General features: G+C 41.1%; 15 protein-coding genes. 6 read left to right on the top strand and 9 right to left on the bottom strand.

Annotation, left to right across the window (positions count from 1 at the left end; genetic code table 11):
- Nucleotides 1-143 precede the first annotated feature (143 nt).
- The 4 genes from FY557_RS18360 to FY557_RS18345 form a co-directional block, all read right to left on the bottom strand.
- A complete protein-coding gene (locus FY557_RS18360) occupies nucleotides 144-2639 on the bottom strand; it encodes an Hsp70 family protein (RefSeq protein WP_149248693.1) in 2496 nt (831 codons plus the stop codon).
- A gap of 3 nt (nucleotides 2640-2642) precedes the next feature.
- Complete coding sequence (locus tag FY557_RS18355) at nucleotides 2643-2933, bottom strand: hypothetical protein (RefSeq protein WP_149248692.1); 291 nt, start codon at nucleotides 2931-2933, stop codon at nucleotides 2643-2645.
- Between the two features lie 32 nt (nucleotides 2934-2965).
- Nucleotides 2966-3979, bottom strand: a complete 1014-nt coding sequence (locus tag FY557_RS18350) for a WD40/YVTN/BNR-like repeat-containing protein (RefSeq protein WP_149248691.1) — start codon at nucleotides 3977-3979, stop codon at nucleotides 2966-2968.
- A 61-nt stretch (nucleotides 3980-4040) separates the two neighbouring features.
- Nucleotides 4041-5558, bottom strand: a complete 1518-nt coding sequence (locus FY557_RS18345) for an APC family permease (protein WP_149248690.1) — start codon at nucleotides 5556-5558, stop codon at nucleotides 4041-4043.
- A gap of 166 nt (nucleotides 5559-5724) precedes the next feature.
- Here FY557_RS18345 and pnuC point away from each other — a divergent pair, with 166 nt between their 5' ends.
- From pnuC to FY557_RS18320, 5 genes are all read left to right on the top strand, one after another.
- On the top strand, nucleotides 5725-6393 hold the full coding sequence (gene pnuC, locus FY557_RS18340; RefSeq protein WP_149248689.1) for a nicotinamide riboside transporter PnuC: 669 nt from the start codon (nucleotides 5725-5727) through the stop codon (nucleotides 6391-6393).
- A 5-nt stretch (nucleotides 6394-6398) separates the two neighbouring features.
- A complete protein-coding gene (locus FY557_RS18335) occupies nucleotides 6399-7007 on the top strand; it encodes a hypothetical protein (protein WP_185151767.1) in 609 nt (202 codons plus the stop codon).
- A 192-nt stretch (nucleotides 7008-7199) separates the two neighbouring features.
- The gene (gene dapF / locus FY557_RS18330; RefSeq protein WP_149248688.1) at nucleotides 7200-7967 is read left to right on the top strand and encodes a diaminopimelate epimerase; all 768 of its coding nucleotides are present in this window, start codon (nucleotides 7200-7202) and stop codon (nucleotides 7965-7967) included.
- 26 nt (nucleotides 7968-7993) lie between these two features.
- Complete coding sequence (gene mltG / locus FY557_RS18325; RefSeq protein WP_149248687.1) at nucleotides 7994-9019, top strand: endolytic transglycosylase MltG; 1026 nt, start codon at nucleotides 7994-7996, stop codon at nucleotides 9017-9019.
- A gap of 166 nt (nucleotides 9020-9185) precedes the next feature.
- Nucleotides 9186-11693, top strand: a complete 2508-nt coding sequence (locus FY557_RS18320; protein ID WP_149248686.1) for a TonB-dependent receptor — start codon at nucleotides 9186-9188, stop codon at nucleotides 11691-11693.
- 50 nt (nucleotides 11694-11743) lie between these two features.
- On the opposite strand, the gene FY557_RS18315 is transcribed toward FY557_RS18320, so the two are convergent.
- The 4 genes from FY557_RS18315 to FY557_RS18295 all read right to left on the bottom strand — a co-directional run bounded on the left by FY557_RS18315 (nucleotide 11744) and on the right by FY557_RS18295 (nucleotide 15580).
- Nucleotides 11744-12205: an adenylyltransferase/cytidyltransferase family protein gene (locus FY557_RS18315; protein WP_149248685.1), complete on the bottom strand. Its 462-nt coding sequence runs from the start codon at nucleotides 12203-12205 to the stop codon at nucleotides 11744-11746.
- A 26-nt stretch (nucleotides 12206-12231) separates the two neighbouring features.
- Nucleotides 12232-13254 carry a UDP-glucose 4-epimerase GalE gene (gene galE / locus FY557_RS18310; RefSeq protein ID WP_149248684.1) on the bottom strand — a complete coding sequence of 341 codons (1023 nt, stop codon included), beginning with the start codon at nucleotides 13252-13254 and terminating at the stop codon, nucleotides 12232-12234.
- Between the two features lie 785 nt (nucleotides 13255-14039).
- A complete protein-coding gene (locus tag FY557_RS18300) occupies nucleotides 14040-14456 on the bottom strand; it encodes a hypothetical protein (RefSeq protein WP_149248682.1) in 417 nt (138 codons plus the stop codon).
- Nucleotides 14456-15580, bottom strand: a complete 1125-nt coding sequence (locus tag FY557_RS18295; RefSeq protein ID WP_149248681.1) for a DegT/DnrJ/EryC1/StrS family aminotransferase — start codon at nucleotides 15578-15580, stop codon at nucleotides 14456-14458. The genes FY557_RS18300 and FY557_RS18295 overlap by 1 nt, the downstream gene beginning before the upstream one ends.
- An 86-nt stretch (nucleotides 15581-15666) precedes the next feature.
- On the opposite strand from FY557_RS18295, the gene FY557_RS18290 reads away from it, so the two are divergent.
- Nucleotides 15667-17280, top strand: coding sequence for a S8 family peptidase (locus FY557_RS18290; RefSeq protein ID WP_149248680.1), 1614 nt, complete (start codon nucleotides 15667-15669; stop codon nucleotides 17278-17280).
- A gap of 158 nt (nucleotides 17281-17438) precedes the next feature.
- Here the strand turns inward: FY557_RS18290 and FY557_RS18285 are convergent, their stop codons facing one another.
- On the bottom strand, nucleotides 17439-19973 hold the full coding sequence (locus tag FY557_RS18285; protein WP_149248679.1) for a phosphoenolpyruvate carboxylase: 2535 nt from the start codon (nucleotides 19971-19973) through the stop codon (nucleotides 17439-17441).
- Nucleotides 19974-20568: the final 595 nt, after the last annotated feature.

Here is a 20568-nt window from a genome sequence, read left to right as displayed (position 1 = left end):
TGAATTCGACGTGAGGCAGCATTAAATTTCATTTGACATTCAATACCTTTAATCTTAATGTTGAAAAGGAACTTCCAGCTTCCCTCTTCCAGCCTGTCAACCGATTTCTTTTTCGACTTTACTTTACTTTACTTTACTTTACTTTACTTAAGTCCCAGGTTTCCGTCCTCATCATCAAATAAACTTTTAGGTTTTACTTTTAGAAGATCATAAAGGCCGGAGACCACAAATTTCACTTCTTTGTAATTGCTGTTTTCTACCGCTTTATCTCCGGTTTCAATAAGCTTCTGAAGTTTTTTCGGATCACTGTATTCATCTGCGTCGCGGAATTTATAATGATAATACAGATTCACATATGATTCGTCGCGTTTATAATAAATTTCGGTATACAGCCTTTGCAGTTCCCGTGATTTTCTCCGGATGATGGCTTTCTCATTGGATTCCAGAAAGATTTTTTCGTCTTTTATGATTTTATGGAACTGGTCTTTCTGTCTCTGGGTCCCTTCTTCCAGTATATCTTCAAGGTTTTTCTTATTTTCTTTGTACTCATCCGCTTCATAGATGACATCCCGGAAACGGACCAGCCTGTCGTATTCCTGAAGCGTTCTTCTTTTTCTTTCATCCAGCTGGAAAATCCTTTCGGTGGATTCGTCTTCTTCCACTTCAATCAGATCGAATTTGATCCTGAAGAGTTGGTCTTTAATGGTTTTGAACTTTATCAGGATTCCGAGGTCTTCCTCGCTGGCATCGTCGATGTGTTCTATAAAGCTCAGCTCCGTTTCGATTTCGTCGATTACCTTATCGATATCTTCCTCAAATTTTTCTTTGTCGATATGTTTCGTATGAGGATTGAATACTTCTTTCTTTTCATAATCAATCGAGCTGATATAAACCGAAACCGACAGATCCCGGGATTCGCTCATGCTGAATTTCAGTTCGATGTCCATGCCCTTTAAAAGGTTGACCGGCATATCCCTGCTGCTGATCCCGATATATCCGATATTCATATTGCTTGCCGGCAGGGTCCCGGCTTTTCCTTCCAGGATATTGATGATCAGTTTATCATCCGCTTCCCGGTTAAAGTTTTTGGAAGTCGTTTTATAGATCGTTTTGCTTAAAGGCAGAATATCATTTTTCTTAAAAATCTTTTCCAGGAAAGTTCCTCCGAAGGCATCATCCACTTCCAGGCAGATATCGTTTGGTAGCGGCTGTCCCGAAATATTGTAAATCCCGTGATTGATGGAAATATTGTTCTTCTCAAAAACCGGGTTTTGCTGATGGTCGAAAACCGTCAGGGTAAAAGTATTCGCCTGCTTCGGCAATACTTTGATGAACTCGGAGAATTTATTTCTGAAAGCCATCAGGCCCGTATCGAAACCGCCGTCTTTGCGGATAATCCTGAAATAGCCTTCAAAATCTTCCATCATTCCGACCAAAAGCTCTTCCTCATCCTGGGTATTGACTTCGTAGATTAGCTTTACTTCAACCTGATCAGGATTTTGCTGCGAAACTTCTTCCTGCTCTTGGTCTTTTTTGACAGTTTCTTCTTTGGTTCCGGCAAAATACGCAGCTCCTGACATCACGGCTGTTGTAGGATCGATGGAGTGATCTACCGAAATCCCGAAAGTTTCCCTCAGGTATTCCCTGATGTAAGGAATGTATGTGGTTCCGCCGACCAGGATGATCCGTTCGATAGCTTCTGCCGACTTTTGATTTTCTTCCAGCAGTTTTTTGATCAGCGTTCCGGTTTCTTCTACTTTTTCAGCAATGGCTTCATTAAAATCGTTCCTTGAAATTTCAAATTCAATATAATCATCGCCGTCATTCAGTTCAAGTTCTGCAATGACGGTTTCTTTCACAGAAAGTTCCTTTTTGATCTCCTCGGCCTTATACAAAAGTTCGTAATACAATTTCGTATAAGCATGATCCTGTTTAGACATCAGCTTTTTAAACAGGAAATTTTCATTCAATACCTCTTCAATTTTAGGAACAAATAATTTTTCGATCATTAAGTGGTCAAGATCTACTCCGCCCAGAAAATTGTTGCCTTCGTGATCGATGATCTTCAGATCCCTTTCATTGATTTTCACCAGCGCCACATCGAAGGTCCCGCCTCCAAAATCATACACCAGCCAGTTTTTTTCTTCCGTATGTTCGATCTTCATAAAGTTGGCATAGGCGAGGCAGGCGGCAATGGGTTCCTGAAGCAGGACTACCTGTTCAAATCCTGCAGCAAGGCCGGCCTTCTTGGTAGCGTTCGATTGTACGGTATCGAAAGAAGCGGGAATGGTAATGACCACCGACTGCGGTTTTTCGTCGGGGATAAAGCTGACAAGTCCCTTCAAAATCATGGAGGAAAAATCGACCGGCGTTTTCTCTTCGTTGTTTTCTGCCACCCGGTAGCGGTGCTCCGTTCCCATTTTCCGCTTAAAGGAAGCGAAGACATCGGGATTGCCGGATTTCATCAGTTCCCTGGCTTTTTCTCCGATGAAGATCCTGCCTTTCCGGTAAGCTACCATGGAAGGCAGCGTATCGCTGAACCCGACGGGATTTTTATAAACGGTTACCCTCCCGTCGGTAAATTTACAGATCCCCGAATTGGTTGTCCCGAGATCGATCCCAAAATTTATATTTTTCATAGCTTATTCTGCGATTACAATTCCTTTCTGGAGCAGTACCAGTTCATTTCCGTCCTTCTGGAAGATCACCGGTTTCAGTACTTTGGTAATAAAAAGTTTTGAAGAATTTCCTACGATATTCGCTTCCAGCGAGGTGTCTCTGGAATCGTACGGTTTTCCGACCGGGTTATTGATGACATAGCCCATTTCGTCCAGTTCGTAACGGATCCTTTCAAAATTCCTCTCAAAGAGGGAAAGGTTCTGGTCGGCCGATTTTTTCTCTATTTCAAAAAGTTGGTTGATGATGTTCAGCATAATCTTTTGCCAGATTTATCTGTTTATAATGGTTATTTAATTTTCATTTTAACAATCCGGTCTTTGCCGGCAAAAACAACGGTCTGTTGATCGACCCATTCGCAGACATACAAGTTCTTTTCATCGGAAATTTTCGTCCAGGTTTTTCCGAAATCCGACGAATAGCTGATGTGCCTGTCCCCGACGGAAATCATCTCTTTTCCTTTGGAACCCGGTTTTATTTTAACGCAGGTCGTATAGCCAGCATTTTTTCCTGAAGCCTGAACCTGCCAGATTTTCCCGCCGTCGTTGGTGGTAGCAATGTTATTGATATTGGCTTCCGGTTTGGTATAATCCCCGCCGGCAGCAATTCCGAAGGTATCGTTTAAGAAATCGATGGAATAAATTCCTTGAGAAGACTCTCCCTGGATAACCGGTGTGTTAAAAATCTCAAAAGTATTGTTCTTCAGATCCATTTTTAAAATCCTTGAAGCTTTGCCTCCGGTTGCGATCCAGACCGTCTTGGCTGTAGATGCGATGTTGGTGTTACTGGCCGCAAAAGCAGCTTCGCCTTCCTCAAGGGCTACCTTATTTGTTACTTGTGTCCAGTTTCCGTTTTTTTTAAAAACCATTAATTTCAGCAAATGGCTCTGATCCGGGTCACTGAAAGTATAAGCGAGTTTATCGTTTACAAAATGAAGAGCATCATAAAAAGCCGTTTTGGCCGTATCACGGAATACCACTTCGTGTTTCAGACTTTTTTTATCAATCTTAAAAAATTCAGCAGGGCTTTCAATATTGATGGTGTAAAAAAAATTTTTATCCTGCCCTAAAGTCCGGAACTGCAGTTTCTTTTCAGATAAGATCATCTGTTTTTGCTTCCCGGGCTTTTCTACATCCACAAAGCCGAATTTGGAATCTGTTCCGCTGTACCAAACTTTATGATCATACAGTTCGATGGCCCGGATGCTGATCTTATCGTTAAGCAGCGTTTCCATACTCTGAATCTGCTGAGCAGATGCTGCCATTCCAAAAAAGGCCAGCATCAGGGGAAAGATTTTATTCATATTCACAAAAATAAAAAATCCACAGAATTCTGTGGATTTTATTTATGGTAATTTATTTTTTTTAATCTAAATCATGCTTTTCCAAAGGCTCCTGCTCTGCTTTGAAGGTTTCGCCGTAGCCAACCTTATGAAGTTTACTGTTTCTGAGACTGTAGGTGAAGTAAATCACCACCCCTAAAACCAACCAGCCCATGGAAAGGTATTTTGCTTCGTGGCTCAGGTTCCAGATCAGATACAGGTTGATGCAGATTCCCAATGTTGCGATTACCGGTAAAGCAGGAACTTTAAATGTCCTGATCATATCGGGCTCTTTCTTTCTTAAGATCCAAACCGCTACACATACCATGGTGAAAGCGAATAGAGTACCGAAACTCGTCATATCCGCCAGTTTGCTAATCGGCGTAAAGGCTGCCACTGTCGCAATAACAATTCCTAAAAGCATTAAGCTCTTCGCCGGTGTTTTTCTTACAGGATGCACATCGCTGAACATTTTAGGGATCAATCCGTCTTTGGACATTCCCAGGAAAATCCTGGACTGTCCCATGATCATTACCATGAGTACGGATACCAGACCTACGGTTGCAGCAATCGTAATAATATATCCTGCCCAGCCCTGTCCTGCGATTTCAAAAGCATACGCTACAGGCGCTTTAATGGCATCCGGGTATTTCCCCTGAGGATCGAAATCCGAATAATGCATCATCCCTGTAAGCACAAGAGAAACCAGAATATATAAACCGGTACATACCAAAAGTGAAACGATAATGGCAAACGGAACGTCTTTTTTAGGATTAATGGCTTCACCCGCCTGGGTAGAAACGGCATCGAAACCTACATACGCGAAGAAAATGGCCGCCGCTCCGGAAATAATTCCCTGAACACCGTAAGCTTCCTTCATATTCTCTCCTTCCTGAACCAGTTTGGCTGCCGGAATAAAAGGATTCCAATTGTCTGTATTGATGAAGAATACCCCTGCAATAATCACAAAAAGAACAGCCGAAACCTTCATGATGACAATCAGGTTGTTAGCTTTTGCTGCTTCTTTGGTTCCTTTAATAAGAATAGAAATTACAAAAAGGACGATAAGGAAAGCCGGTAAGTTCATGGAAAATCCTTCTCCCGTATAACTTGCCGGATCCGAAGTCAGGTATTCGGGAAGATGAAGGCCAAACATTTTCAATAATTTATTAAAATATCCCGACCAGGAAACGGCCACCGTCATAGAACCCATCGCATATTCGAGGATAAGCCCCCAGCCGATGATCCAGGCAAAGATCTCCCCTACGGTTCCGTAAGCATACGCATACGCCGAACCTTCTACGGGAAGGATGGATGCAAATTCCGAGTAACATAATGCTGCAAATACACAGGCGATTCCGGCAATAACAAAGGAAAGGGCCAATGCAGGTCCTGCATGGTAATACGCTCCGGTACCTGTAAGCACGAAAATTCCTCCTCCGATAATAGCCCCGATTCCGATAGCTGTAAGACTCCATTTACCGAGTACTCTTTTGAGCTGACTGCTTTTCATATCATTCTCGAAAGCACTCATCGGTTTCTTGGTCCAAATTTTAGACATATTTTATTATTTATTAAAGATTTACGAAAATATAAAAAATTTATAAACATTAACGTTTATTAATAAACTTTCGACGTTAATTTTAAATATTCATAATTTAAAATTCTGATTTTCATCTTGTTTGAACCATTTCCGATTATCCGATATTTTGCCTATTTTTGAATGCATGAATTTATACGATCTCTTCGTAAAACCTTACGAAACCTACAGTGCCGCACAGATTGCCTTGGAATCTTCCGCCACTGTCTTCGGTATTCTGAGTGTCTATTTTTCCATTAAAAAAAACATCTGGGTATACCCTACCGGAATTGTTTCCACTTTAATTTACGTTTATATTCTTTTCAACTTCGGATTGCTGGGCGACTGCCTGATCAATGTATATTACACGGTGATGAGCGTTTACGGCTGGATCCTCTGGGGAAAGAGCGCTAAGGACAACATTCATGTTGAAGTAAGCTGGGCTTCAAAAAAAGAATGGCTCTATGGGATTTTACTTTTTGCCTTAAGTTTAATCTTAGTAACAGGAGTGTATTACTACAAACCTTATATCGACAACCGGTTCTCGATGGAAGGCACGAGCCTGGGGCTTTATCATCTGGATTGGGGCAACTGGCTGGATGTTTTCACCACTTCTCTCTTTCTGGTCGGGATGTGGTTTATGGCAAAAAGACGCATCGAAAACTGGATTTTCTGGATCGTCGGAGATATGATCTGTATCCCGATGATGATTTATAAGGAGCTAGGAATCACTTCGGTTCAATATTTGGTATTTACGATAATGGCGGTCCAGGGATACGCCGTTTGGAAAAAAAGTTATAAGAAAAAAAGTTTTTAAAAGTCATGAAAAATTTATTAAAAATAGCATTCAGTGTCATCACACTTTCAAGTTTAGCATCATGCTCGATCTATTCGGATCCTTACACCAGTGCGTACGGAGATCCTTATTATGATAACGGCGCTTACTATGCGCCGCAGGGATATTATGGAAACGGCGGATATTACGGAAACGACGGATATTATTACCGAAATAATTACAATTATTACTATGATAACGGCATGCCTTATTATTACCAGAATTACAATAATTCGAGAAGAAAGGTATATGTGGAAAGAAGATCCGGAGCGAATGGGACTACTTCTGCAAGACCAAACAACGGCTTCAGAGGTAATGTAAACGATGGAAGCAGCAACGGAAGCTTCCGACAGAACAACGCTCAGAGACAATATAACCAAAGACAGAGCAATGGTTTCAGAAACCAGCAGACCCAGCAGAATAATGCACCGCGACCTCAGAGCAACAATGGAGGGTTCAGGAATAATTCGAATAACAGTTATAACAACAACTCGAACAGCGGAGGCTTCAGAAACAATTCGCCTCAACAGCCTCAGCAAACACAGCCTGCTTCCCCGCAGCCGCAAAGAAACAGCAACAGCGGCGGATTCAGATAAAAACAGCGATAAATAAAGAAACGGACAGTTAACGCTGTTCGTTTTTGCTTTTATTATAGTAATTTTGTCTGTTTAATTTTTAAACCACATAAAAGAGCAGAACTCATCAGGGCTTAACGGATTGCATGCCGGAGACCTGATTTATCATCTTTTAGATATAAACCTCAAATACAATATTACGTTAAAGAACTTATGGAATTTTATAAATATCAGGGTACGGGAAATGACTTCGTGATGATCGACAACCGTTCCGGGGAATGGGACGGTCTTTCTATAGAACATATTCAGCAGCTCTGCAACCGCCGTTTCGGGATCGGTGCCGACGGCCTTATTAAAATCAACACCGCCGAAGGTTATGATTTTGAAGTGGATTATTACAATTCTGACGGATCGAAAAGTTTCTGCGGAAACGGAGCCCGATGTTCAGTGGCTTTTGCTTTTTTCCTTGATGTCTTTCAAGGCAAATGCAGGTTCATTGCCATTGATGGTGAACATGAAGCCGAAATCCATAATGGTATTGTTAAACTAAAAATGGGTGATGTAGAAAACATTTCCCTTGACGGAGACGACAAAGTAGCAGATACCGGCTCGCCTCATTATGTAAAATATGTAGAAGATCTGGTAAACTACAATGTTTTTGCAGAAGGAAACAGCATCCGAAACTCTGAAAATTATAAGGAAAAAGGTATCAATGTGAATTTTGTGGAAAAAATTACCGATGATGAGATCTTTGTAAGAACCTATGAACGAGGCGTTGAGGATGAAACTTACAGCTGCGGCACCGGAGTAACGGCTTCGGCTTTAACTTTTCTCCAAAATCATGATCTAATTTCTGTAAAAGTTAAGACTTTGGGCGGAAATCTGAAGGTATATGCGGAAAAAAAGGGCAGCGCATTTCAGAATATCTGGCTTGAGGGGCCTGCAAAACAGGTGTTCAAAGGAAAAACCGACCTTATTTAAACAAAACTTTTATTAATCAACAGTACATGAAAAAAGCTATTCTCATTGTCATCCTGCTTGTTTTAGCGGCAGGCGGATTTTTTGGATTTAGATTTTATAAAAAATATTACGGCAACAACATTGAAAAGGATGGCTATGTTCTGATCCCGCATAATGCCAGCTTTAAACAGATCCTGGATTCAGCGTCGAAATACGTCGGCAATAAGGAATCTTTTGAAGCGGTAGCAAACGAAAAAGGGCTGGCCCAAAATTTCAAAGCCGGACGCTATCATTTTCAGAAAGGATTGGGGAATACCCGACTGGTCAATATGATCAAGGCCGGTAACCAGAGCGAAAACAGTTTCAGGATCGGAGATTTTGGGGACGTTTACCAGATGATCGGCCGGGTGACCAAAAAAACGGAGCAGGATTCTCTTCAGTTTGTAAATGATTTCAATAAAATTGCAGAAGAAAAAGGCTACAATAATGCAGAAGACCTGAAGAAATATTTCTTTATCGATACCTATAATTTTTTCTGGACGGTAACGCCACAGGAGTTTTTTAAAAAATTCGACAGCCAGTATCAGGAGTTCTGGAACAGTGAGAGAAAAGCAGAGGAACAGCAATCCGGTTTAACGAGAGACCAGATCTATGCGCTGGCATCCATCGTTTATAAAGAATCCGGCGGGAAAAAAGATGAAATGCGGACTATTGCCGGTTTGTATCTGAACCGTTACCGGAAAGGAATGAAGCTGCAATCGGACCCAACCGTTATCTATGCGATCAATAAGCAGACGAATTTTAAGGATCAGATCAAAAGGGTTTTCTACAAACATTTATCAACTCCTTCGCCATACAATACTTATGCAAATAAGGGAATCCCGCCTGGCCCAATCTGCGTGGTGGACAAAAATTCGGTGGATGCAGTATTAAATGCGGAAAAGAATAATTATATTTTTATGTGTGCTGATCCTGCACGATTCGGCTACCACAAATTCACGGCAAATGCCGAACAGCACGCAGTTAATGCAAAGGCTTATCAGGACTGGCTGAATTCTAAAAATATAAAATAAAACCATATTAACTTTTTTTTAACAATTCGATAATTAACAATTTATTGTTTTCTGCGACCTATACATTGTAAATAATAAATTATACTTGATATTGTAAAATTGGCAGCATTGATAATTTTTCAATAGAAAGGGAAATCTTTCACGATTTTACACAAAAAATACCCTTATGAATCAGACGGAAATCATTAACATTTTTACAAAGAAAACCCTAGGGCTTACTTTTGTACTTTCGGCAGCAGCATTTGCTTTTGCACAGGAGAAGGTCGGTATTTCAGGATCGGTGGTCAGTAAGAGCAACCAGCCTGTTCCTTATGCTTCGGTTACGTTCAGTAACAAAGCCAACAAATTATTCAGTGATGCGACCCTTACAGACGAGAAAGGACAATATAAGCTCGACCTCGCTCCCGGGAATTATGACATTACCATTGAGGCGATTGATTACCAGAAGAATGTCCTGAACAAACAGATTACCGCAGCCGGAAACATCGGAGCCTTTTCGATAGATCCTGAAAAAAGCGCAACTAACCTGAAAACAGCGGATATCCAGGGCGTAGTAATTACAGCTCCTTCTACCAAGCCTTATAAAGTGGAACTGGACAAAAGGACTTACGACCCGTCTCAGGATATCGTGAGTAAAGGAGGAAATCTTCAGGACGTGCTTTCCAATGTACCTTCGGTTTCCGTAGAAACGGACGGAACGGTTTCCATGCGAGGAAGTTCCAATGTAAGATTCCTGATTAACGGAAAACCTTCTGCCCTTCTGGGAATCGATGACGGAGCCAACGCTTTGCAGAGTATTCCGGCAGACCAGATCGAAAGAATCGAGGTGATTACCAACCCTTCTTCCAAATTTGAAGCAAGCGGAACAGCAGGTATTTTAAATATTATTTTAAAGAAAAGCAAGAAAACAGGGTTTAACGGAAGTGTTACCGGAACATTAGGCTACCTGCCGCAAACCAATCTTAATACAAACTTAAGCTGGAGAAAAGGTAATCTCACCTGGTTTCTGAATGGCGGCGGCGGATACAGGGAATCGAAGAATACCAATAGGAATAATGCGACCTACTTTATTCCGAGAGCTGACAACAGAACCAATGCGGACCAGGAATCCATAACGAAAAATAAGAACGATAATTATAACGCATCTACCGGTTTAGTATACGATATTTCCGATAAAACGTCCGTTAATGCTTCCGGAACCGTAAGGACTTTCGACAGCGACAATATCGGAAATGTATGGTATGGATACCGTTACACAGACGGAAGCTTGTCTTCCGCAAGAAGGGATAACACCGGTTCCAATAACAACCTGGCCTTACAGGGAGATTTCGGCCTGGATCATAAATTCAATGACAAGGGACACAATTTATCCCTTTCCTTAAGTTTACAACGAAACAGGTCCTATAATGATACGGATGTTATGCAGACTGAAAATGACGCATTTACATTACAGAATCAGATCAATCAAACTACGCTGAACAAAACATTGATCGGTAAGGCTGATTACGAACTTCCGATCGGTGAAAATTCAAAGTTGGAAGCAGGATACCGTTTGGATATTAATAAGAATACTTATGATAATGATGTATCTCAGCGATATTCTTTATTTTCAGATTATTTCTTCCTGCCTACCTTTACGTATAATGCTTTTTATAAAGAGGTATTCAATGCCGGATACATCCAGTTTAAAAGCAAAGTCGGTAAATTGGGTTATCAGCTTGGTCTGAGAAATGAATACTCACAAATTGACATCAAGTATCAGAATCTGAATCCAAGCGATGAACTGATCGATAAAAAGAAAAATTACAATAATCTGTTTCCGAGTGTTTTCTTAAGCTATGAAATTGCGAAGGACAATCAGTTTTTGATAAATTATTCCCGAAGAATCGACCGTCCGCGATCTTTCTTCCTGATCCCTAATCCAAGCTATACGGATAATCAGAACATTTTTGACGGAAATATAGACCTCAACCCTTCTTATGTAGATTCATACGAATTTGGATACAGCATTTCCAAAAACAAATTTACCGTAAATCCTACTTTATATTTCAGACATACGACGGATGATGTGAAAATGCTTGTATACAGTGATGATGCCGGAGCCTTTCATACCAAGCCTATTAACTTAGGAAACGACGACCGTTACGGGATGGATCTGAACTTCAACTGGGATGCTACAAAATGGCTGAAATTATTAGGGAATGTAGATTTATTCGGATATAAAACTACCGGAACGTATACTGGTCCTGAAGTTCCAAAACCAATGCCTTTTGAAGGTTCCGGTTTTTCTTCAAGAGCCCGGTTAACGACCACCTTCAAGGTAGATAAAACATTTAATTTCCAGTTCCAGGGATTCTACCGAGGAGCCCAGAAGTCTTTGAGCCAGGATCGTAAAGATATGTACGCCATCAGCTTTGGCGCTTCAAAGACCGTATTGGACGGCAATGGAACCATCAGCTTCAATATTCAGGATATCTTCAATACGAGAGCAATGAGAAGTGTTACCAAAACCCCTGAATTTGAAAGGGAATCTTATATGCAGTGGCAGCCAAGACAGTTTGCACTGTCATTTACTTACCGCTTTAAGCAAGGGGAAAGAATTGAGCAACCGAAACGTAAAAAGGACATCAACTCCAATGCAGCCGGAGACGACCAGCAGGGCGGGCCAATGTAAGCCTGTTTTGCATACCACCAAAAAATCCCGAAATTGCTTTCGGGATTTTTTTATTGTTCACTTTCTGCAGCTTCTAATTTAGCCAGCTTTGCCAGTTCCGCTTCGTATATTCTTTTTCTCAGATCGCTGGAGGAAAACCGGTGGTCTCTTTTGTTGTAAAAGATTTCGATTCCTTTTTCTTCACAGTATTTCTTTCCGGTAAAGTCCCTGTCCAGATAATCGTCCCCGATAATTCTTACATCGATCACAAAAGATTTCAGAATATCCAGAAGATCTTCTTCCGTGTAGTAAGGAATAATCTCATTTACGGCATCTACAGCCTTCAATTGGATATATCTTTCAACGATGGTCTGCGTTGGTTTATTCTTGGTCGGACGATCGTGTGACGGATCAATCTGCAATCCTACGATAAGGTAGTCACAAACCGTTTTGGCTTCTTCCAACATTTTGATGTGCCCAGCATGAAGCAAATCAAACGACGAAAAGGTAATCCCTATTCTTTCTGTTTTCATATCAATATTTTTTATGTCTAAATTTTTTAAGTGTTTCTATTTTTTAAATACTTCTGCCATTCCCATACCGTTTTTAAAGCTTCTTCCAGGGAAGTGTCAGATTTCCATTGCAGCTCCTCCTTAGCTTTGTCTACGTTGGCAAAGGCAATCGTAATATCCCCCTCTCTTCTGTCACAGATCTGGTAAGGCACTTTTACATCATTCGCCGTTTCGAAAGCTTTTACAACTTCCAAAACAGAAGATCCTTTGCCTGTCCCGAGATTAAAGATGTCAATGGTTGCAACATTAGATTCGTCTTCCATTAATTTCTTCAAAGCTGCCACGTGTGCTTTCGCAAGGTCTACCACATAAATGTAATCGCGGACTGCCGTTCCGTCCTCCGTAGGATAATCATCCCCCCAGATACTGAGCTTTTCACGTACCCCAGCGGCCGTTTGCATTACGTAAGGTACTAAATTATTCGGAATTCCGATGGGTAATTCACCGATTTTTGCTGAGGGATGTGCACCTATAGGATTGAAATATCTCAGCAAAGAAACCTTTCTGTGGTAGGCTTTGGCAAAATCGGTCAGGATTTCCTCACCCATCTGTTTTGTTTTACCGTACACACTTTCAGGCATTTTCAGCGGTGTATTTTCGTCGATCGGCATCTGATCCGCCTGACCGTATACCGTACACGACGAACTGAAAATAAAATTCGAAATTCCTCTCTGCTTAAACTCCTGAAGAATGTTGATGAGGGAAAACAGATTGTTTTCATAATAATCCACCGGTTTCAGCTGGCTTTCCCCTACTGCTTTGGACGCTGCAAAATTAATGCATCCGTCAATCGGATGGGCATCGAAAACCTGCGCCAGAAGCTCTTTCCTTTTCAGGTCAAAAGGATAAAAAACAGGCTTTTTTCCTGTAATCTCCTCAATATTTTTTAAAATAAATTTTTCGGAATTGGATAAATCATCCACAATTACCACTTCGTAATTGTTGTTTAAAAGTTCCACCACCGTATGGGAACCGATATATCCGAGACCTCCCGTTACAAGTATTGCCATTTTTTATAGTTTATGACTTTATCAAAGCTGAAAATCTTTAATAAAGTTTGCGTTAATTTTCTTTTGTGACCCTCAACAAAATTTTCATGATCCCCGAACAGTTCAATTAACTTGCTGCGCTGAATATTTGTCGCCGTATCAGAAATCAATGCAAGATAAGATGAAAATTTATAATTCTGAAAGTTTTCAGGACTTTGATGGATGTAAATACCCAGATTTCTCAGATCCTCTTCAGAATCAATATGGATTTTTTTAAGGGTGATTCAAAAACCGGCCCGCTTCGCTGGTATACTTTTTATTCAATCAGGATAATTTATTCCTCGATCTGTCCTATAATGTCAATCTCATCGACCCCTTTAGCATGTTTTATCTTGTAGAGATTTACAATAATCAGGATAAGAGTTTGTGTAATCAGAAGTTTAAAATAAACACCTGTAAATGCCCGTATTCCGATATTTAGAAATCCCACCAATGAATAAAAGCTTGTGAGAAACATATAAAAGACAATACTTAAATTCAGAAACAAAACGGCTTTGTCATATTTTTCCACCAGATTGATAAATGCAAATGAGCTGAAAATAACTGAACAAAAAACCAATACCAATTTTAAGAAACTGAAGTCTTGAAAAAGCTGCAGAATATTGAATGATGATATCAAAAAAAGTAACAGACTTGTAATTATTGCTAAATAATATACAGATCTATGCTTAAATATTTTATTTTTCATAGTTTCTGTTTTAAAAAAGAATTCGTCACAGATTGCAACTTTGAAGGTGATATAAAAATTACAGCTTACCGATTTCATCAAGTTCAGATGTATTCCAATGGAATCTATTTTTATTGTTAAAATAAATTAATAAAGAAAACAGCGTAGTAAAAACGGCAATAATGATAACAAAAAAATATTTTCTGTTTAGATGATCATATCTTGAATAATGAATAAAAAAATCAATAACATTGAATACAATAGCAAAAAAATAAATAATATTAAGAGATATAACCGCTTTTTTAGGTTTTAATAAAAGTATGGCAGATGCACCTGCATATATTAAAAAATAACATAAATATAACATTAATTCTATAGTCCAATTACGATCACTGATGACAGAATAAAGACTTAAAACTGTAATTAAAAAGAAAATACTGCTAACAGAAAGATTAGCAGTATATAATTTTTTACTATTAAATATAATTCTTTTCATTACTTCATAAACTCCAGCACCGCATCCGCGATATATTTCAGCTGTTCTTCATCCAGTTCCGTATGCATCGGAAGAGAAATTACCTGGTCCAGCAGCTTATCCGTATTTACAAAATCGGCGTCGTTGCTTTCCTGATAGTAAGCCTTTTGCTTTCTCAGGGCCACAGGGTAATAGATCATAGCCGGAATATCTTTCTCAGTCAGGTACTTCTGTAATTCATTTCGTTTACCATTGAGAATTCTCAGGGTATACTGATGGAAAACGTGAGTGGAATAGTCCGCTCTTTTCGGTGTTAAAATATGTTCGTTTCCGGCAAAAGCTTCGTCATAATAATCCGCTGCTTTTCCCCTGGATTCATTGTAATGGTCGAGATGCGTAAGTTTTTTTCTTAAAATGGCCGCCTGAACACTATCCAATCTTGAATTTACCCCGACTTCATCATGGTAATATCTTTCGTACATCCCATGGTTGACAATTCCTCTTAACCGGTGGGCCAATTCATCATTGTTCGTAAAAATCGCGCCTCCGTCGCCGTAGCAGCCTAAATTTTTAGATGGGAAGAAAGAAGTGGTTCCAACCGTCGACATGGTTCCGCCTTTTTTTACCGTTCCGTCGGAGAAAGTAAATTCCGAACCGATGGCCTGGGCATTATCTTCGATCACATATAAATTGTGCTCTTCGGCAATCTTTAATATTTCTTCCATATTGGCACACTGCCCGAAGATATGCACCGGAATGATGGCTTTTGTTTTCGGCGTAATGGCTTTTTTAATAGCTTCCGTAGAAATTGTGAACGTATCATAATCTACGTCTACCAAAACGGATTTAAGTTTAAGCAAATGAATAACTTCCACCGTTGCAGCGAAAGTGAAATCTGCGGTAATAATCTCATCCCCTTCTTTTAAGTCCAGTGCCATTAAAGCGATCTGAAGGGCATCGGTACCGTTTCCGCACGGAATGACGTGTTTTACATCCAAATAAGATTCCAATTCGTTCTGGAATGACTTTACTTCAGGGCCGTTGATGAAAGCCGCCGAATCCATTACATTCAATACTGCATTATCTACTTCATTCTTTATCTTGTAATACTGACTTTGTAAGTCAACCATTTGGATCTTTTTCATAAATAAATATTTCTGTAAAAATAAGGAATTTAAAATCCTATCAAAAATTTTATTGATTTTGTTTTATCTTTAGGAAAAATAAATACATGAAAAAAACTTTATTCTTTTGTCTGTTAGCAGGTTATTCGCTAAGTTTTGCACAGACATCGCTTGTTTTTGTATTTTTTAAGGACAAGCCGAACAAGGCGGCTTTCTATGCCAATCCATTGTCGGAATTGTCCCAGAAATCCCTCAATCGCCGGACTTTGATGGGCATTGCCCTCAATGACCAAGACGCTCCTATTGAGCAGTCCTACATCAATAACATCCAGAGCTTAGGGTTTACCGTTACCGATTATTCAAAATGGCTGAACGGCGTGGCGGTGAATGCAACGCCGGCGCAGATTATCACCCTTCAGGCACAAAACTATGTGCAATCCGTGGAAAGTTTCGCCAGGAATTCTTCCGGCGTAACAAAGACTGTCCATAAAGACAAATGGGAAAACCCGGCTGATCCGGCGGGTAAAAACCTGACGGTTTTCGATTACGGTTCCGCATCCGCACAGATCGATCAGATCAACCTCCGTCCGCTTCACCTGGCAGGCTATACCGGGACGGGCGTGACCATTGCCGTCATCGATGCCGGTTTCCCGAATGTGAATACCGGTACGGCCTATTCGAGGTTGTGGACCAACGGGCACATCAAAGGCGGCTACGACTTTGTTACCAAAACGGCGGATATTTACAATCCATCGCTCGACGCTCACGGAACCGCTGTCCTGGGTGCGATCGGCGGCTATATCCAGGATACTTTTGTAGGATCTGCCCCGGATGCGGATTTTTACCTGTACCGCAGCGAAAATGCAGCTGTAGAAGTTCCTGAAGAAGAACTCTACTGGATCGAAGCCGCAGAAGAAGCCGACCGTAAGGGAGTGGATGTCATCAACACTTCATTGGGCTATGCTACATTTGATGATCCCAGATACAACTACACTTACGCACAAATGAACGGAAGCACATCCTTTATTGCAAGAGCAGCAGAAATAGCCGCGAATAAAGGAATTTTCACTATGGTTGCCGCCGGAAACTCCGGTGCGCAGCCGTGGCACTATATCTTAACGCCGGCTGATAATGCAAAAGTATTCAGCATCGGCGGCGTAGATTCGGCAGGAGCATCCTCTACTTTTTCGTCTTACGGCCCTAATGCCGCCGGGGTCGTAAAGCCGGATGCTTCTGCAAGAGGCACGGGCGCTATCAGTGTTTCCAATACCAGCAATACTACCATCTCCGTGAACGGAACTTCCATTGCCGCACCAATTGCTGCCGGAGGAATTGCCTGCCTGATCCAGGCTTTCCCGACGATGAACCGGGATCTGATGCGGAACCGGCTGCGGCAGACCGCCTCACTGTATCCGAACCACACCGACCAGATGGGATTCGGGATCCTGAATTTCGGAATGCTTTATAATAACGTGTTAAGCACCTCCGATCTGGTCACGAAAAAACAGGTGGCTGTTTTTCCGAATCCGGTAAAAACCATTCTGAATGTCGCCTCAGAAAGTGAAGTTCTTTCACTGGAAGTCTATGACAATCTCGGCAGACTGATTACGAAAACCAGCAACCGACAGTCCGTGAAAGTTGGGGATTTTACAAAAGGGGTGTATTACCTGAAAATCCAGACGAAGAATAAGGTATATTATGAGAAATTTATCAAGGAATAAAGAAACCCTCCGGCCTAGACCGGAGGGTTTGCATTTAAATATACCTTTTTTATTTTAACCATAAACCGAAGGTTCGACGAAGTCAAAAGTCTCAAAAGATATTTATTCTGAAACATAAAGTGGACTTTTATATCGTAAATAAGCAATGCATGATTGCTTTAAGCCGAATTCCTGCTGGCATTGATATTCCCGAACAGCGAGCGCGTCACCAATTTCCCGTAGGCTTCTGTATTGCCTTCCCCTTTCTGAATCTTCATCAGCGCATACTGCTGGATGCTCAGCAACGGCAATACAATCCTTTCCCGGATCTTTACCGACTTGCGGGACAGCGGGTCTTCCTGCTGCAGCCTGGTAAAGCCGGTGATTTCCAGCATGATATTTTTGGAAAGATTGTACTCGTCAAACAGGATATTCCAGAAAGCTCCGAACTTCGGGTTGTTCTTAATGTAGTAGGTTAACGGGAAATAGGTTTTATTCATGCTCATCATAGAGTTGAGCACCAATGTCTTAAAAAAGTCGGAACCTTTGTACAATCCGATTACTTCTTCAAACCTGCCCTGCGCTTTCAGTTGCTGCATGGCAAACCCGAAACCGAAGAACCCGGGAACGTTCTGCTTCAGCTGCGCCCACGATCCCACAAACGGAATCGCCCGTAAGTCTTCAAACCTGAGCTCGTTTCCGGCACCTCTTTTCGACGGACGGCTGCCGATATTGGTTTTCCCGTAATATTCCAGCGTACTCATTTCCTGGAGATACGGCACAAACATCGGATGCGCCTTCAGATCGGAATATTTCTGATAGCTGATTTCCGCCAGTTCGGCAATCAGCGCCCTTTCTTTTTCCGAAAGCTCCTTTTTTGAACTTTTGAAAACATCGTTTTCCACTCCGGCCGTCAGCAGCTGCTCGAAGTTGTATTTGGCCTGCTCTTTATTTCCGAAAATACTGGTGATGGTCTGTCCCTGGATCGTCAGTTCAATCTTGTTATTGGCAATGGTTTTCCCCTGGGAAGCATAGAAATCGTGGGTTTTTCCGCCGCCTCTTGCCGGCGGGCCGCCCCTTCCGTCAAAGAATACGACTTTAATCCCGTTCTGCTCGGAAAGTTGGGTCAGGACTTCTTTCGCTTTGTAGATTTCCCAATTGGCTTTCAGGTAACCCCCGTCTTTGGTTCCGTCCGAGAAGCCGAGCATGATCGTCTGCTGGTTCCCTCTTCGCTGAAGATGTTTCTGATACACCGGATTCCGGTACAGCTCCTGCATTACGTTTTCGGCGTTGGCCAGTCCTTCCATGGTTTCGAAAAGCGGAACGATATCCATATTTATTTCTTCTTCCCCGTAATCGCATATTTTAAAGAAGGCGTACACATTCATCACATCTTTCACCGCATCGGAGTTGGAAATAATATAGCGGTTCATTCCCCTCAGACCGTTACGCTGCTGTATTTCGGAAACCTGCGAAACGGTAAGCAGGGTGTCTTTTACGATGTCTTCGAAATCCTCAGCATTTATTTTATCTTTTGTTTCAATTAAAGTATTGAATTTCTCTTCATTCGTCGCTTCCGTTTTCCCGGATATTTTGGCAAACACCTCATCAATGACTTTCTGATGGATGCGGCTGTCCTGGCGGACGTCCAGGGTGGCAAAATGAGTTCCGAAAATCTTCACGCGGTCCCGGAAATTCACCAGCTCGTCGATGAATAGGGAATCGTGATGCTCCACCAGTATTTTTTCAGCTTCGTCCAGCCTTCTGATGATGTCTTCAGCCTCCAGTTTTTCATTCCTGAAAATCGCGGTGTAAAGCTCATTGCTCAGCTGTCCCAGAACTTCAGAAACGCCTCGGAAGCTCAGTCTTCTCCTCACGGATTTCAAATGATTGTAGTAGGCCTTTAAGATTGCCGTCCGCAGTTCCTCCGCTACCCTTTTAGTTACCTCCGCCGTTACAAACGGATTGCCGTCACGGTCGCCGCCAGGCCAGAATCCCAGCTGGATCAGGTCTTCATGCAGGTGGAAATGATCGTTCCCAAAAGTCGTTTTGATTTTGTTAAACAGTTCACCGATTGAATCGTAATACACATACCGCAAATAATAAATGATGCTTAACGCCTCATCGATCGGGGTCGGTTTTTCTTTGTTCACGAAAGGCGTTTTCCCCAACTGCTGCAACAGCATATCGATGTTGGTAATGGAATCTGTGGTGATCGCATTTCTTAGATCATGAAGAATCCGCTGTACCGAATTCGGATAAAACTGGGTCGGATGCGCGGTAAAGACAATCTTCACGGCAAAATCCTTCAGCTTTTCGCGGATCTGTTCCAGCTTATGATCCTGATAGGAACGTTCGTACATATTGGTTACCGTCCCGTTGTCACTTTCAGAGTGAAGGTTCGGAAAGGCGGCATCCTCAATACTATCGAACAAAACCACCTGTCTTTCAATATACTGGATGATCTTGAAAAGCAGTTCGAGCTTTTGCTCTTCGGTCTGCAGATCAGTATGGTTTTTAAAGAATTCCTCGACGATTTCTTCAGGCGTCTTTCCGGCTTCGTAGCCGACCTTGCTTTCTTCACAAAGAAACGGAAGCAGCATCCCGATGTTCGTCATTTTATCATAAGGCAGGCTCATAAACAATGAATTGTAGATCTGGAACTTATTTTCCACAATCTGCCTGAATTTTTCTGCGCGTTGGTTGTGTCTCATGATAACAAATGTAGGGGATTTTGGTTTTAATTCAAATGGACGTTAATTTAAAATAACTAATTACAATAATATTTTCATTCAGTCTGTAAACAAAAATATAATTTTGCATCACCATGAAAAAAAGTTCAATATTTATTTTATTTTTTCTATTCCAACATTTTTTCACTCAACAATGCAGTTGTAGTAAAAATCCAGAATTGAAAGAATTAATTTCATGTGAGCCGCAAATCTTAAAAAAACAGTGCAAAAATATATTGGCAATACAATTGTGATTATTCCTGGCTGATTTTTCAAAATAAGCATACCAAGAAAAAGATTTTCAGCCTTGATAAAGACCTGATGGGTTTAACGACAAGATTAGGATACAGCAATATTAAAGAATATAAGAGTTCTTTTTTAGTAGAATTTCGAGTTATTTCGGGTTGTTGTGAGCCTCCGGAATACATTTTACATAATAAAAATAATGCTGAAATAATCGGAAAGCTCGGATCGTTTTTATACTAGGATAAAACTAAAAACAACATTCCTTTCATTCTAACATTAAAAGGTTCTACTTCTATTTTGTTTATGTATCCAAATACTAATAAAATTAGCA

The organism is Chryseobacterium sp. SN22 (assembly GCF_008329705.1).
In the GTDB taxonomy this organism is placed as follows: domain Bacteria; phylum Bacteroidota; class Bacteroidia; order Flavobacteriales; family Weeksellaceae; genus Chryseobacterium.
The sequence above is the reverse complement of the archived record's forward strand: the minus strand, read 5'-3'. Positions and strand labels throughout refer to the sequence as shown.